Genomic DNA, 15,384 nt, shown 5'->3' on the forward strand with positions numbered 1-15,384 from the left:
CTAGAAACCGACCAGACCGGAGGCCAGATCCGGGATGTCGAGGGAGCGGATGGCCTCGTCCCGCACGTCCGAGCACGTTTCCTTCGTGATGTCGTCGACGAGCGCGCGATTCTGCACCACCTGGAGATTGATGACGCCGCTCTGCGCAGCCCAGGTCTGCACCAGAATGTTCAGACCGCCGCGGCCGAGAGTGGGGCCCTGCACGCGCCAATTCGACAGCTGCGCTTCGAGATCGGTGCACAGCTGCTGCTTCTGGGCATCGGTGACAGCCGCTCCCGCAGGAGTCGTCGTCGCCACCGTCGTGCTCGGAGCGGTCGTTGTGGTCGACGACGAACCGGTATTGGTCGTGTCGGTGCTGCATGCCCCCACTACGGCGAGAAGCGCAGCCGCACCGACCAGTGCGACTGCGCTTCGTCCTGCAATGGACGTCGTACCCCGTCTGATTGTCATGGCCCGAGTGTGCCATCCGAACCGGGATCAGACGACGACGGTCAGTAGCTGTGTTCGGGTCCGGGGAAGACTCCCGAGCGCACCTCGGACATGTACGTGGTGGCTGCGGTGCGCAGCGAATCGCCCACGTCGGCGAACTTCTTGACGAACTTGGCGGTCTTGCCGTTGGTGTATCCGGCCATGTCCTGCCACACGAGAACCTGAGCGTCGCATTCGTTGCCCGCTCCGATGCCGACCGTCGGGATCGTGAGCTTGCGGGTGACCTGGCCGGCGATGTCGGCGGGGACCATCTCCATGACGACGGCGAAGGCACCTGCCTCCTGTACGGCGATGGCGTCGGCGACGAGTTGTTCGGACGCGTCACCGCGACCCTGAACGCGGAATCCGCCGAGGGTGTTGACGCTCTGCGGGGTGAATCCCACATGGGCCATGACGGGGATGCCGGCAGCGGTGATGGCGGCGATCTGCGGTGCGACCCGCTCGCCGCCCTCGAGCTTCACCGCGCCCGCGAGGCCTTCCTTCATGAAACGAACAGCGGTTTCGAGGGCCTGCTGCGGTGAGGCTTCGTAGGTACCGAAGGGCAGATCTGCGACGACGAGCGCGTGCGGTGCGCCGCGTACCACTCCACGTACGAGAGGAAGCAACTCGTCCACGGTGATCGGCACGGTGGTGTCGTAGCCGTACACGACGTTGGCCGCGGAGTCACCGACGAGAAGCACAGGCACGCCGGCTTCCTCGAAGATGCGGGCACTGGAGTAGTCGTACGCCGTCAGCATTCCCCAGCGCTCACCCTCTGCCTTCATCTGCAGCAGATGGTGGGTACGGGTCTTGCGGGTCAGCGCGGTCGCCGGAGATTCGGTGGACGAACCGCCGTACACAGCATTTTCGGACATCTTTGTCCCTTTCTGGTCCTCGAGGCCCGCCTGGCGGGTCCCCGGGATGGGGTGTGATGACGTGCTCAGTCTGCCACCGCCCTTCCGTCGCAGGAATGCTGGTAGGGAGTGCAATTTGTCACAGTCGCGCCAACAGCTGATCGTCACATCGGGGGCTCGTACGCGCCCCTCCCGACCGTGATCGGCATCCGGCGATCGCGCCCGAACGCCCGCGAGGTGACCTTGGTGCCGATCGGATACTGCCGCCGCTTGTATTCCGCTGTGTCCACCTTGCGCACGATGTCCGCCACGACGGACGCGTCGAAACCCGCCGCGACGATGTCTGCGACGCCCTGATCGTGGTCGACGTACCGAAACAGGATGGCGTCGAGGGTGTCGTAGTCGGGCAGTGAATCGGTATCGAGCTGACCCGGCCGAAGCTCGGCCGAGGGCGGCTTGTCGATGCTCGATTCGGGGATCGGCGGGACGTCTCCGCGGTCGATCGCGGACTCGTTGCGCCAGCGCGCCAATCCCCAGACCAGCGTCTTGGGCACGTCCTTGATCGGTGCGAAGCCGCCGACCGCGTCGCCGTAGATCGTCGAATAACCCACCGCCAGTTCGGACTTGTTCCCGGTGGCAAGGACCAGATGGCCGAAGGTGTTGGACAGCGCCATCAACACGATTCCCCGGCATCTCGCCTGGACGTTCTCCTCGGCCACGCCGGTCAAGTGCAGCTGGTCGACGAAGCCGGCGACCATCTGGGAAATCGGTTCGGTTCGAAAGTGAATGCCGGTGCGCGCGGCGAGATCCTCGGCATCGACGCGCGAATGCTCCGAGGAGAACTCCGAGGGCATCGACACTGCGTACACCGCGTCAGCGCCGAGGGCATCGACGGCGATGGCGGCGACGACCGCCGAATCGATTCCACCGGACAGACCGAGGGTGACCGCACGAAAGCCGTTCTTGTGCACGTAATCTCGTAGCCCGGTCACCAACGCGCCCCACACCTGTTCCTCGGCGCCGAGGGGCTGAGCCAGGGACGGCTCGGTACGCTGCCAGCCGCTGATCGCGACGTCGGGCAGAGCGACGCGATCGATCGTCCAGCCCGCCACCGCGGGGGAGTCCGCGACCGGATCCGCGGGGGCATCCACGTCGACGATCAGCAAGTGCTCGACGAATTGCGGAGCCCGGCCCCACGTCGAGCCGTCGGGACCGAGCACGAGACTTCCCCCGTCGAACACCAGCTCGTCCTGACCGCCGACCGCGTTCACGTACGCGATGGGGGTCCCGATCTCGGTGGCTCGGCGCTGGACGACAGAGTGACGAATCGTGTCCTTCCCCTGCTCGAAGGGGCTCGCGTTGAGGCACAGCAGTAGATCGACTCCGGCCGAGGCGTAGGCGGCAACGGATCCACCGGGTTGCCAGATATCCTCGCACACAACGAGTCCGAGTCGCATGCCGTTGACCGTCACGATGCTCAAACGGGAGCCGGGCGCGAAATAACGTGCCTCGTCGAACACCCGGTAGGTGGGCAATGAATGCTTGTCGTACCGAGCTGCGACCCGGCCGTCGACGATCACCGCCGCGCTGTTTCTCGAGCCCTCGACATCGCGGTCGAGATACCCGACCACGACGATGCGATCGCCGCACCCCGCTCGGTCCAGGGACTCCGCCAGCCCCGTCAGTGCCCGCGCCGATGCCGCGGCGAACGACGGATTCAACGCCAGATCCTCGACCGGATACCCGGTCAGGGCCATCTCCGGAAACACGACCACGTTGGCACCGTCATGGGCGGCACGGACGGTCCAATCGACGATTGCCGCCGCATTCGCTTCGAGATCGCCGACGACGGGATTGATCTGGGCGAGGGCGAGTCTGAGGGCCTGCACCGTGTAGACGCTAGTGCTCGACGGCCGTCCCTGCCGGGCAGCGAGAATGGAGTGTGGCCGGAAAGACCTGGCACGATCGACTCATGAGAACGCGCACCACGACGTCGGTCGTGGCACTGTCCGCAGTCGCCCTCGTCCTCGCCGGCTGCTCCGCGCCCGGGCCCGGTGCCGACCCCGATCCGTCCACCGCGTCCGACTCCACGTTCTCGGCTCCGGCCGGTCCTGTTCCTGCCGGGCTCGAGGCGTTCTACACCCAGAATCTGCAGTGGGAATCGTGCGAGTCCTACAACACGGATGGGTCCGAACTCGGCGACGCAGTCCAGTGCGACCGAGTGACCGTGCCACTCGACTACGCCGATCCGGGCGGCAAGACCATCGACATCGCGATCTCACGCACACAAGCGACGGGGGAGAAGATCGGGTCGATCCTGATGAACCCGGGCGGTCCGGGATCGTCGGGGCTCTACCTCGCCGAGCAAGCCGACGGCACCCCGATCGCCGACCGGTTCGACCGCATCGGATTCGATCCACGTGGAATCGGGGCCTCCGAACCCGAAGTGCGCTGCCTGACGTCCGAGGGAGTCGACGAAGAGCGTCGGGAACCGGACGTCGACGTCAGCCCGGAAGGGATCGCCGCCACCGAAGCCGATCATCGTGACTACGCGGCGCAATGTGTCGAACGCACCGGGGCCGACGTGCTCGAACACGTCGGCACCCGTGAAGTCGTCCGCGACATGGATGTCATCCGCGCAGTGCTCGGCGACGAGAAGCTCACGTACGTCGGGTACTCGTACGGGACACGCATCGGTACCGCCTACGCCGAGGCGTTCCCGTCGAACGTGCGGGCCATGGTGCTCGACGGAGCACTCGATCCCGACCAGTCGCCCGTCGACGAGGCCGTCGCCCAGGGTGCGGCGTTCCAGACCGCGTTCGACCAGTTCGCTGCGGACTGCACGCAGACGGATACCTGCCCGCTCGGCACCGATCCGTCCCAGGCCGTGGCGCAGTTCCGGACCTTGGTCGACCCGCTGGTCGACACGCCCGCCGACACTACCGATCCGCGCGGATTGAGCTACGACGACGCGATCACCGGAGCGCAACAGGCGCTGTACTCACCGCAGCTCTGGCGATTGCTGCGCGCCGGACTTAGCGAACTGCGAGAGGGCAGGGGAGACACGCTGCTGCGCCTCGCCGACACCTACTCCGGACGGCTCGAGGACGGTAGCTACACCAACATCGACGACGCGTTCAACGCCGTCCGATGCGTCGACGGCCCGCCGACCACCGACCGGGGGGAGGCCGACGAGGCCGACGCCAGGTTCCGAGCGGCAGCGCCGTACCTCGACGACGGCCGCTCCACCGGGAACGCGCCGCTGGATCTGTGTGCGTTCTGGCCGGTGCCGAACACCAGTGAGCCCCACATCGTGGAGGCGGAGGGGCTGCCCACGCTGGTGGTGGTCTCGACGACGAACGATCCGGCGACGCCCTACCAAGCGGGCGTGGAACTGGCCGACCAGCTGCGCGGCGACCTGGTCACCTACAACGGCACGCAACACACGGTGGCGTTCTCGGGAGTGGAGTGCATCGACGATCCGCTGACGAACTACCTGGTGGACCTCGTCCCACCAGGCGAAGGACTGGTCTGCTGACACATACCTCACCGGGCGCGCGGTGAGCGGAGAGTTCCACGAAGTGAGACTGAATTCACGATGTAACACAGATTTAACTCCGTTTGCTTACTCTCGCGTTCATGGATCGTCAAAAGGAATTCGTGCTCCGGACTCTCGAAGAGCGCGACATTCGTTTCGTCCGCCTCTGGTTCACCGACGTCCTCGGGTACCTCAAATCGGTGGCCATCGCGCCCGCTGAACTCGAAGGTGCATTCGACGAGGGAATCGGCTTCGACGGCAGCGCCATCGAAGGATTCGCCCGCGTCTCCGAGGCCGACACCGTCGCCAAGCCGGATCCGTCGACGTTCCAGATTCTGCCGTGGTCGACCAGCAAGGGTCACCAGCACTCTGCCCGCATGTTCTGCGACATCGCCATGCCCGACGGCTCGCCGTCCTGGGCCGATTCGCGCCACGTGCTGCGTCGCCAGCTGAGCAAGGCAGCCGACCTCGGATTCAGCTGCTACGTGCACCCCGAGATCGAATTCTTCTTGCTCAAAGACGCTCCCCAGGACGGCTCACCGCCGACCCCGGCAGACAACGGCGGCTACTTCGACCAGGCCGTGCACGACTCGGCTCCGAACTTCCGCAGGCATGCCATCGACGCGCTCGAGTCGATGGGCATCTCGGTCGAGTTCAGCCACCACGAGGCAGCGCCGGGCCAGCAGGAGATCGATCTGCGGTACGCGGACGCACTGTCCATGGCCGACAACATCATGACCTTCCGCTACGTGGTCAAGGAAGTCGCCATCGAAGAGGGCGTGCGCGCGACGTTCATGCCCAAACCGTTCAGCGACCAGGCCGGCTCGGCGATGCACACGCACATGAGTTTGTTCGAGGGCGACGCCAACGCCTTCCACAACCCGGACGATCCGATGCAGCTGTCCGAAACCGGCAAGTCCTTCATCGCCGGCATCCTCGAGCACGCCAACGAGATCAGTGCCGTGACCAACCAGTGGGTCAACTCGTACAAGCGTCTCGTGCGTGGTGGCGAAGCCCCGACCGCTGCATCCTGGGGACCGGCCAACCGGTCGGCATTGATTCGTGTGCCCATGTACACCCCGAACAAGGCGTCGTCGCGACGCGTCGAGATTCGTAGCCCCGATTCGGCCTGCAACCCGTATCTCGCGTTCGCGGTGCTGCTCGCGGCAGGCCTGCGCGGAATCGAGAAGGGGTACACCCTTCCTCCCGAGGCCGAGGAAGACGTGTGGGCATTGACCTCCGCGGAGCGTCGCGCCATGGGCTACAAGGAACTGCCGGGCAACCTCGACCAAGCGCTCAACGCGATGGAGGGTTCCGAGCTGGTCGCAGAAGCACTGGGCGAGCACGTGTTCGACTTCTTCTTGCGCAACAAGCGTCGCGAGTGGGAGGAATACCGCAGCCACGTCACGCCGTACGAGCTGAGGGCGTACCTCGGTTTGTAGAGCAGCGGGGTCTGTAACAACCCACCGCTGCCATGGGCTACGTTTTAATCGATCCCGAATGTAGGTTCGATGCCGGCGTGGGCACCCTCGCGTCGCATTACTGACGACGAGGTATATCTGTGGCACCCCGAGGTGGATTCTGATGGTGCGTCCTCCCACTTCCAGGTCGGTCGTACCCGGACCTGGCCGCCTCGGTCTCGTCGAGGAGACTGCGCCGTCCGATCTGCGCACCCTGGGCTGGACGGGCGAAGAGAGTCTGGAGCTGCTGTGGTCGCTCTCGCGTGCCCCCAACGCCGATCTCGCACTGCGCACGCTGGTGCGCATGTACGAGATGCTCGGCAGTGGCTGGGCCGAATTCGACACCGCACTGCGTAACGACAAGGGATTCCGCGGCCGCCTCCTGGGACTCGTCGGCGCGTCCAGTGCGCTCGCCGACCACCTCGTTGCCGACGACACCACCTGGCGGTTGTTACTGACCGCGGAAGGTCAGAGCAGCGGTGTCTCGGCGAAGATCCAGTTGCCCAGCAAGGCAACGCTGGTCGCAGAACTGCTCGAGGCCGTCGGGGCCGAGCCGGAGACCGGGCCCAATGCCGCACCCGATCTGTACCGGGCGTCCGTCACCGGCCCGCCCGCCGTGATCGCCCTGCGCAAGAAGTACCGCGACCAGATCATGGTGTTGGCCGCCTACGACCTCGCCGCGACCGTCGAGAACGAACCGGTCCTGCCGTACACGGTGGTGGGAGCTCAACTGTCCGACATGGCAGACGCGGCGCTCACTGCGGCTCTGTCGGTGGCGGTGGCGACCGTGTGCCCCGATGCCCCGTGTCCGACGCGGCTGGCCGTCATCGCCATGGGCAAATGCGGTGCGCGCGAACTCAATTACGTCTCGGACGTCGATGTCGTGTTCGTCGCCGAGCCGGCGGACTCACAGGCGAGTCGGATCGCCGGCGAGATGATGCGCATCGGGTCCTCGGCGTTCTTCGAGGTCGACGCTGCGCTTCGCCCCGAAGGTAAGCGCGGCGAGCTGGTTCGCACGCTCGACTCGCACGTGGCCTACTACAAGCGCTGGGCCAAGACCTGGGAGTTCCAGGCCCTGCTCAAGGCTCGGCCGATGACCGGCGATATCGCCCTCGGCAACGATTACGTCGATGCCGTCAATCCGATGGTGTGGCTGGCCAGTCAGCGTGAGGACTTCGTGCCCGAGGTCCGCGCGATGCGGCGACGGGTCGAGGAGATGGTGCCGACCGAGCTGCGCGAACGGGAGATCAAACTCGGACGCGGCAGTCTGCGCGACGTCGAATTTGCCGTCCAGCTCCTGCAATTGGTGCACGGCCGAACAGACGAGTCGTTGCGCGTACTGGGCACGACCGATGCCCTGACGGCTCTGACCGAGGGCGGGTACGTCGGCCGTGACGACGCCGCGAATCTGACCGCGTCCTACGAATTCTTGCGATTGATCGAGCACCGACTGCAATTGCAGCGGATGCGCCGCACACACACCCTGCCTCCACCGGACGACGAGGAAGGTCTGCGGTGGCTCGCGCGTTCCGCGCACATGCGACCCGACGGCAATCGCGATGCGCTCGGTGTACTGAACGCCGAGATCAAGAGGAATGCCCAGCGCATCCGTCGGCTGCATGCGAAGCTCTTCTACCGGCCGTTGCTCGATTCGGTGGTCAAGTTCGACTCGGAGACAGTGCGTTTGACCCCCGACGCGGCGACGCGTCAGCTTGCCGCGCTGGGATATGCGACGCCGCAGAATGCGTTGGGCCACCTGCGAGCGCTGGTCGGTTCCGGTACTCGCCGCGGTCAGATTCAGGCCGTGCTGCTGCCGACCCTGCTCGAATGGCTCGCAGACACCCCCGACCCGGATGCGGGACTGCTCAATTACCGCCGGCTCTCGGAGTCGGCGGGGGAGCAGACGTGGTTCCTGCGGGTACTTCGCGACGAAGGCGCAGTGGCGCAACGGCTGATGATCGTGCTCGGATCCTCGGCCTATGTGCCGGATCTGCTGATCAAGGCCCCCGAGGTCATTCGCTTGTTCGCCGACGGCCCCACCGGCCCGCGTCTGCTCGACGTCGAGCCGGAGGAGACCTACCGCGCCATCCTGTCGTCCTCGGCTCGGTACGAGGATCCGGTGCGAGCGATCAACGCGGCGAGGGCGCTGCGGCGTCACGAGCTGGCACGGGTGGCGTCGGCAGACATCCTCGGCATGCTCGACGTACCTCAGGTGTGTCGGGCGCTGTCGTCGGTGTGGGCCGCCGTGATCAATGCCGCTCTGGCCGCTGCCATCAGAGCCAGCGAAATCGAGCGCGGCGAACCGGCACCGGCAACCTTGGCCGTCATCGGTATGGGACGCCTGGGCGGCGGCGAACTCGGCTACGGAAGCGACGCCGACGTGCTGTTCGTCTGCGAACCGGTGGACGGCGTCGACGAGACCGTTGCGGTCAAGTGGGCCAACACCATTGCCGATCGCATCCGCAAACTGCTCGGAGCGCCGAGCACGGACCCTCCGCTCGAAGTCGACACCGGCCTGCGCCCGGAAGGTCGCAACGGCCCGGTGGTGCGCACGCTGTCGTCCTACGCCGCGTACTACGCCCAGTGGGCTCAGGCATGGGAGGTGCAAGCTCTGCTGCGTGCGCATCAGGTCGCGGGCGATCAGGACCTGGGCATCCGATTCCTGCTGATGGCCGACAAGGTGCGCTACCCCGAGGGTGGAGTGTCTGCCGACGCCGTCCGTGAAATTCGGCGTATCAAGGCGCGGATCGACTCCGAGCGTCTCCCCAAGGGAGCCGACCCGGCCACTCACACCAAGCTCGGACGTGGGGGACTGGCGGACATCGAGTGGACCGTACAGCTCATCCAGCTCCGATACGCACACAAGGTCCAGTCACTGCACAACACCTCGACGCTGCAATCCCTCGACGCGATCGGCGCAGCCGAGCTGATGAGTGAGACCGACATCGAGCTGCTGCGCGAAGCGTGGATCCTGGCGACGAAAGCGCGCAATGCGCTCGTCCTGGTTCGCGGTAAGCCGACCGACCAACTGCCGAGACCGGGTGCCGTCCTGTCCGCCGTCGCACAGGTGGCGGGGTGGGAGAACGGCGACGCCGGGGCATTCCTCGACAACTACCTGCGCGTCACGCGTCGAGCCAAGGCAGTCGTGGAGAGGACGTTCGGCGGACTCTAGTCGCTGCCTGCGGTGACGAAGCCCTGCTTCACCATCCAGTCGCGCGCGACATCCGCGGGCTCACGGCCGTCGATGTCGACCTGCTTGTTCAACTCCGAGATCGCTTCGTTGGTGAGCGCAGCGGAAATGGGCGCGGTGACCTCGGCTATCTCCGGATAGCGATCGGCGATCTCCTGCCGCACGACGACAGTCGCGTTGTATCGCGGGAAGAACGCCTTGTCGTCCTCGACCACGGTCAGGTTCAGGCCCTTGATTCGGCCGTCGGTGGTGAACACCTCACCGAATCGGCACTGCGAACCGTCCGCAGTTGCCTGGTAGATGACGCCGGTCTGCAGAATCTGCACGGAGATGGCGTTGGCATCGAAACCGTAGGTGGCGGCGAGGCCGGGGAGTCCGTCCTGGCGACTGTTGAACTCGGTCTCGACGCACAGCGATGCGGCGGCAGGATCTCGGTTCACCAGAGCGGCGTAGTCCGACAGCGTGCGCACACCGGTCTCCTGCGCGACCTGCTGATTCATGGCCAGCGCGTAGGTGTTGTCCATCGGCGCGGGATTGACCCAGTCGATGCCGTTGGCCTTGTCGGCATCGCGCACTGCCTCGAATTGTTCCGTGGCATCGGGAATGGGCTTCTCGTTACCCAGGTAGTTGATCCACCCGGTTCCGGTGTATTCGTAGGCGAGGTCCACCTGGCCGTTCTGCATCGCGAGTCGAACGCTCTGCGAGCCGACGATGTTGGTGAGGTCGCGAACGTCGGCACCGGCTGCGCTGAGCGCGAATTCGAGGATGTAGCCGAGGATGATCTGCTCGGTGAAATCCTTCGATCCGACGGTGAACTCGGCACCTTCGAGCCCCTCGAGCGGAGTGATGCTGCCCGCCTCGACCGACAACGGCATCGCCCCGCCGGACTGCAATCCGCACCCCGTCAGCGCGAGAGCGGTGGTGGCGCAGAGCGCCGCGAGTCGTCGGGTGGTGCGCCGCATCAGCGGAGTCCTTTCGGTCCGAGGTAGGCCTCGGCGAGTGCGCCCAGCCAATCCACCAGCAGCGCGAGTGCTACCGCGAGAACGGCACCCACGACGAGAATGAGTGGTTGGTTGAGCTTGTAGCCGGTGTCGATCAGCACGCCGAGCCCGCCTGCTCCGACGAGAAAGCTCAGAGTTGCGGTGCCGACGGCGAGCACGAGCGAGGTGCGCAGACCCGCCAGGATGAACGGAACCGCGAGCGGAAATTCGATGCGGCGCAGAATGCCCATGTTCGACATGCCCTGTCCGCGAGCGGCATCGATGTAGTTCGGCTCGACTGTCTGAAAGCCCAACATGGTGTTGCGCAGAACGGGGAGCAACGAATAGAACGCGATCGGGAGAACGCCGGTCCAGAAACCCGTTGCGCCCGTCCACAGGAACAACAACACCAGCAAGCCGACGGCCGGTGCGGCCTGCCCGATGTTCGCGATACCGATGAACAGTGGTGCAGCTTTGCGATACCCGTTGCGAGTCAACAGAATTCCCAGAGGCACGGCGATGACGAGCACCAACGCGGTGACGACGAAGGTGATCAGCACATGCTCGAGAACCCGGGTGGAGATCGTGCTGATGTTGATCGTCTCGGCCTGCGTCGCGGTGAGGTCTCTGGTCAACGCGTAGACCAACAGAATCGCCACGATCACCAGCACCAGGGCCGGCTGGATGAGAAGACGAATTCGCTCGGCGCGCTTGGCGGTACGCGCGGCGTCCTTGGTCTCGTCGCCGGTATCGGCGAGTGTCGTCACGACGGAGTCCCAGCAGCTTCGCGCGGCTCGTCGTGATCGTTCGCGTGTTGCGACCGCAACGACTTGATGGTGTCGATCAGCACGTCGATGGTCACGGTGCCGACGTACTCGCCGCGATTGCCGGTGACGGTCGCCGTCGCATTGCCCTCGGACAGTAGAGCTTCCAGAGCATCCTGCAGGGTCGACTGGGTCGACACCAGTTCTCCCATCGGCACCCCGACGTCACGGAGGCTCCCCACACCCGCGAGGTGGCGTCGATCCGTCCACCGAATCGGGCGTCTACGGGAATCGACGATGATTCCCCAGGCTTCGGGATCCGATCCCAGCGCGGAGTTCATCGACTCCACCGAGTCGTCCTCGCCGAACACCGGCACGTCGGACAGCTCGATGTCGCGTACTCGCATCAACGTCAGCTGCTTCAACGCGGCTCCGGCTCCGACGAACCCGGCCACGGTGTCGTCGGCCGGGTTGGCGAGCACCGCCTCGGGGGTGTCGTACTGGAGGATCGTGGACTGGTTACCGAGCACGGCGATGCGGTCACCGAGCTTGACCGCCTCGTCGAAATCGTGCGTGACGAAAACGATGGTCTTGCCCAATTCTGCTTGCAGACGCATCAATTCGTCCTGCAGCAACCCGCGGGTGATGGGGTCGACGGCACCGAACGGTTCGTCCATCAACAGCACCGGGGGATCGGCGGCAAGAGCGCGTGCGACTCCGACGCGTTGCTGCTGACCGCCGGAGAGCTGCCGCGGATAACGCTGGCGATAGACCGCCGGATCGAGGCCGACGAGGTCCAGCATCTCGTCCGTGCGGTCGTCGATTCGCTTCTTGTTCCACCCGATGAGACCCGGCACCATCCCGACGTTCTGCGCAATCGTCATGTGCGGGAACAGGCCTGCCTGCTGAATGGAATAACCGATGGTGCGGCGCAACTCGTTCGGATCGATCGACAGTGCGTCCTTGCCACCGATCGTGATGCGGCCCGATGTCGGCTCGATCAGACGGTTGATCATGCGCATCGTCGTCGTCTTGCCGCAACCGGACGGCCCGACGAGTACGACGACCTCGCCCGCGGGGATGGTCATCGACACGTTGTCGACGGCAGCGAGCTTCTGCCCCGGGTAGCTCTTGGTCACGTTCTCGAGCACGATTTCCGCGCCGGAGACATTCGATGTACGGGTCGAGTCACTCACGGATACCCCTCGAGGTGGTCAGTTTGCCGATCAACACGTAGATCCCATCGAGGATCAACGCCAGCAGGACGATCAGGACAGTGCCGGTCAGAGCCTGCGGTAGAGCTGTGGGGCTACCCACGCGGGCGAGGCCCGAGAAGAGGAGGTTGCCGAGTCCGGGACCCTTGGCGTACGCGGCGATGGCGAGAATGCCCATGGCCATCTGCGTACTGACGCGCATGCCGGTGAGGATCGACGGCCACGCGAGTGGGATCTCGATGCGGCGCAACACCAGAGCGCGGCTCATTCCGATTCCGCGGGCCGCGTCGGCAACGGCCGGATCGACGGCTGCCAAGCCCACCACGGTGTTTCGAATGATAGGGAGAAGCGAATACAGAACAAGAGCTGTCACAGTGGGTTTGACGCCCAGACCCAGCACCGGAATGAGAACTCCGAGCAGTGCGAACGACGGAATGGTGAGCACCGTACTCGCCAGGGCCGTGGCGACTGCGGAGCCCGCGGGGCTTCGGTACACGAGCACACCGATCGCCACCCCGATGACGGTTGCAATGACAACGCATTGAATGACGGCCGACACGTGGAGATATGAATCGATCGCCAACTGCCTTCGCCGCCCGACGATGAAATCCCACAGTGCATCCATGCAGTCGTCGTCCTCTGTTCGCCGGTAGCGGTAGTTGTCTTTACCCCGCGTACCGACTATCAAACGCCGACCGGTCTGAATTTCTTTGCGGATTGCCACAAAAGTTGCCGATCGGAAACAATCGAGAACGCGAAAAACGCCCGGCCGAAAAGCTTCGGCCGGGCGTTTCTTCGTGAAATCTACCGACTCACACGTCGTAGTAGAGCGAGAACTCGTACGGGTGCGGACGCAGGTTGACCGGAGCGATCTCCTGCTCACGCTTGAGCGAAATCCACGTCTCGATGAGGTCGGTGGTGAAGACGCCACCCTCGGTGAGGTAGTCGTGGTCGGCCTCGAGACGGTCGATGACCGCGTTCAGCGAGGTGGGTGCCTGAGGAATGTTCTTGGCTTCCTCGGGCGGCAACTCGTAGAGGTCCTTGTCGACCGGAGCCATCGGCTCGATCTTGTTCTTGATTCCGTCGAGGCCCGCCATCATCTGAGCGGCGAAGTTCAGGTACGGGTTACCCGAGGAGTCCGGCGCGCGGAACTCGAGGCGCTTGGCCTTCGGGTTGTTGCCGGTGATCGGGATACGCACCGCGGCGGAGCGGTTGCGCTGGCTGTAGACCAAGTTGATGGGAGCTTCGTAGCCCGGCACCAAACGGTGGTACGAGTTGATCGTCGGGTTGGTGAAGGCCAACAGCGACGGAGCGTGGTGCAGAATGCCGCCGATGTAGTGACGTGCCAGATCGGACAGTCCGGCGTATCCGGCCTCGTCGTGGAAGAGGGGCTTGCCGTCTTTCCACAGCGACTGGTGCACGTGCATGCCCGAGCCGTTGTCTCCGAACAGGGGCTTCGGCATGAACGTCGCGGACTTGCCGTTCTTCCATGCGGTGTTCTTGACGATGTACTTGAAGAGCTGCAGATCGTCGGCCGCGCGGAGCAGCGTGTTGAACTTGTAGTTGATCTCCTGCTGACCGCCGGTGCCGACCTCGTGGTGGGCACGCTCGAGCTCGAAGCCTGCGTTCTGCAGGTTGGTCGAGATCTCGTCACGCAGGTCGACGTAGTGGTCGTACGGTGCGACGGGGAAGTAGCCACCCTTGTAGCGGACCTTGTAGCCGAGGTTCGGTCCACCGTCGGCCTCGGTCTCGGCTCCGGTGTTCCACCAACCCGAGGACGAGTCGAGCTCGTAGAACGCGCCGTTGGCCTGCGAGTCGAAGCGCACGGAGTCGAAGATGTAGAACTCGGCCTCGGCACCGAAGAATGCGGTGTCGGCGATGCCGGTGCTGGCCAAGTACTCCTCGGCCTTGCGCGCAACGTTGCGCGGGTCGCGGCTGTACGCCTCACGCGTGAACGGGTCGTGGACGAAGAAGTCCATGTTGAGGGTCTTCGCGTTGCGGAACGGGTCGATCTGAGCGGTGGCGTAGTCCGGCAGCAGGATCATGTCGGACTCGTGGATCGACTGGAAGCCGCGGACGGACGAGCCGTCGAACGCGAGGCCGTCTTCCAGGGTGTCGGCCGTGAACGCCTTGGCAGCGATGGAGAAGTGCTGCTGTGCACCCGGCAGATCCGTGAATCGGATGTCGACGTATTCGATTCCTTCATCTGCGATGAACTTGATGACCTCTTGGGCCGTGGAAAACGCCACGCTTTTGCTCCTTAGTTGAGTCCGTCGAACTGACGGTATGGACTCGGTGTTGCCCGCCCGTCAAGCTCGTGTTTCGCCCGTGTTACACGTCGTGGTTCACGGTTGGCACGAACAACAGTACGTCCACCCGTTTTTCCGTGTGCCCGACCGCGCCTATCCTGGAAATCATGGCACGAATGACAGGGTCCTGGTTGTCCGGACCGGCGGCCGCGAACCCACGACCGCCGCAGAACTTCCGTGGGGAACAACTCGGTCTGCCCGCGCGGGGCGTCGGCGCACTCGCCGGAACCGGTCGTAGAGTCCTGGCGTTGCTGCTGGACTGGACGATGGCCACCGGTGTGGCGTCGCTGATTCTCGGCGGTTACACCACCAGCGGACTGATCTCGACGATCGTGCTGGCCGTGTGGTTCGTCGTAGGAATCGCGAGCGTCTCGCTGTTCTCGTTCACCCCGGGGCAGTTCATCGTGGGAGTACAGGTGGGACGCATCGACGCCCATGCGCGAGTCGGTTTCGTCCGGGCATTGGTGCGGCAGCTCATTCTGCTGTTCGTCGTCCCGGCCGTGATCACCGACATGGACGGCCGGGGAATGCACGACCGCGCAACGGGAACAGCCCTGCTGCGGACCCGCTGAGGGGTCGACGCACCAGGGCTGTCGGTCGAAATACG

The 15,384-nt window shown here is 64.9% G+C and carries 12 protein-coding genes; 4 read left to right on the forward strand and 8 right to left on the reverse strand.

Annotated elements, in window-relative coordinates; genetic code table 11:
• The 3 genes from AB0O58_RS19265 to AB0O58_RS19275 form a co-directional block, all read right to left on the reverse strand.
• Positions 1–450: a hypothetical protein gene (locus AB0O58_RS19265; protein ID WP_045841259.1), complete on the reverse strand. Its 450-nt coding sequence runs from the start codon at positions 448–450 to the stop codon at positions 1–3.
• Positions 451–491: 41 nt separating this feature from the next.
• On the reverse strand, positions 492–1,343 hold the full coding sequence (gene panB / locus AB0O58_RS19270) for a 3-methyl-2-oxobutanoate hydroxymethyltransferase (protein ID WP_032368131.1): 852 nt from the start codon (positions 1,341–1,343) through the stop codon (positions 492–494).
• Positions 1,344–1,486: 143 nt separating this feature from the next.
• The gene (locus tag AB0O58_RS19275) at positions 1,487–3,211 is read right to left on the reverse strand and encodes an NAD+ synthase (RefSeq protein ID WP_032374377.1); all 1,725 of its coding nucleotides are present in this window, start codon (positions 3,209–3,211) and stop codon (positions 1,487–1,489) included.
• Between the two features lie 83 nt (positions 3,212–3,294).
• Between AB0O58_RS19275 and AB0O58_RS19280 the strand changes: the two genes are divergently transcribed.
• From AB0O58_RS19280 to AB0O58_RS19290, 3 genes are all read left to right on the forward strand, one after another.
• Complete coding sequence (locus AB0O58_RS19280; RefSeq protein ID WP_032374550.1) at positions 3,295–4,860, forward strand: alpha/beta hydrolase; 1,566 nt, start codon at positions 3,295–3,297, stop codon at positions 4,858–4,860.
• Positions 4,861–4,961: 101 nt separating this feature from the next.
• Positions 4,962–6,302 (forward strand): type I glutamate--ammonia ligase, encoded by a 1,341-nt coding sequence (gene glnA, locus AB0O58_RS19285; RefSeq protein WP_027497412.1) that lies wholly within the window; start codon positions 4,962–4,964, stop codon positions 6,300–6,302.
• 142 nt (positions 6,303–6,444) lie between these two features.
• Positions 6,445–9,492, forward strand: coding sequence for a bifunctional [glutamine synthetase] adenylyltransferase/[glutamine synthetase]-adenylyl-L-tyrosine phosphorylase (locus tag AB0O58_RS19290; RefSeq protein WP_032374376.1), 3,048 nt, complete (start codon positions 6,445–6,447; stop codon positions 9,490–9,492).
• On the opposite strand, the gene AB0O58_RS19295 is transcribed toward AB0O58_RS19290, so the two are convergent.
• The 5 genes from AB0O58_RS19295 to glnA (AB0O58_RS19315) form a co-directional block, all read right to left on the reverse strand.
• Positions 9,489–10,472, reverse strand: a complete 984-nt coding sequence (locus AB0O58_RS19295) for a glycine betaine ABC transporter substrate-binding protein (RefSeq protein WP_032374375.1) — start codon at positions 10,470–10,472, stop codon at positions 9,489–9,491. The genes AB0O58_RS19290 and AB0O58_RS19295 overlap by 4 nt on opposite strands.
• Positions 10,472–11,257 (reverse strand): ABC transporter permease, encoded by a 786-nt coding sequence (locus AB0O58_RS19300; RefSeq protein ID WP_027497409.1) that lies wholly within the window; start codon positions 11,255–11,257, stop codon positions 10,472–10,474. The genes AB0O58_RS19295 and AB0O58_RS19300 overlap by 1 nt, the downstream gene beginning before the upstream one ends.
• Positions 11,254–12,450 carry an ATP-binding cassette domain-containing protein gene (locus AB0O58_RS19305; RefSeq protein WP_027497408.1) on the reverse strand — a complete coding sequence of 399 codons (1,197 nt, stop codon included), beginning with the start codon at positions 12,448–12,450 and terminating at the stop codon, positions 11,254–11,256. The genes AB0O58_RS19300 and AB0O58_RS19305 overlap by 4 nt, the downstream gene beginning before the upstream one ends.
• Complete coding sequence (locus AB0O58_RS19310; RefSeq protein WP_027497407.1) at positions 12,443–13,093, reverse strand: ABC transporter permease; 651 nt, start codon at positions 13,091–13,093, stop codon at positions 12,443–12,445. The genes AB0O58_RS19305 and AB0O58_RS19310 overlap by 8 nt, the downstream gene beginning before the upstream one ends.
• A 187-nt stretch (positions 13,094–13,280) precedes the next feature.
• On the reverse strand, positions 13,281–14,717 hold the full coding sequence (glnA, locus tag AB0O58_RS19315; protein ID WP_027497406.1) for a type I glutamate--ammonia ligase: 1,437 nt from the start codon (positions 14,715–14,717) through the stop codon (positions 13,281–13,283).
• Positions 14,718–14,884: 167 nt separating this feature from the next.
• Between glnA (AB0O58_RS19315) and AB0O58_RS19320 the strand changes: the two genes are divergently transcribed.
• Positions 14,885–15,349, forward strand: a complete 465-nt coding sequence (locus tag AB0O58_RS19320; protein WP_032370280.1) for an RDD family protein — start codon at positions 14,885–14,887, stop codon at positions 15,347–15,349.
• Positions 15,350–15,384 lie beyond the last annotated feature (35 nt).

This window comes from Rhodococcus sp. NPDC080181 (genome assembly GCF_040702225.1).
Classification (GTDB): Bacteria; Actinomycetota; Actinomycetes; order Mycobacteriales; family Mycobacteriaceae; genus Rhodococcoides; species Rhodococcoides fascians.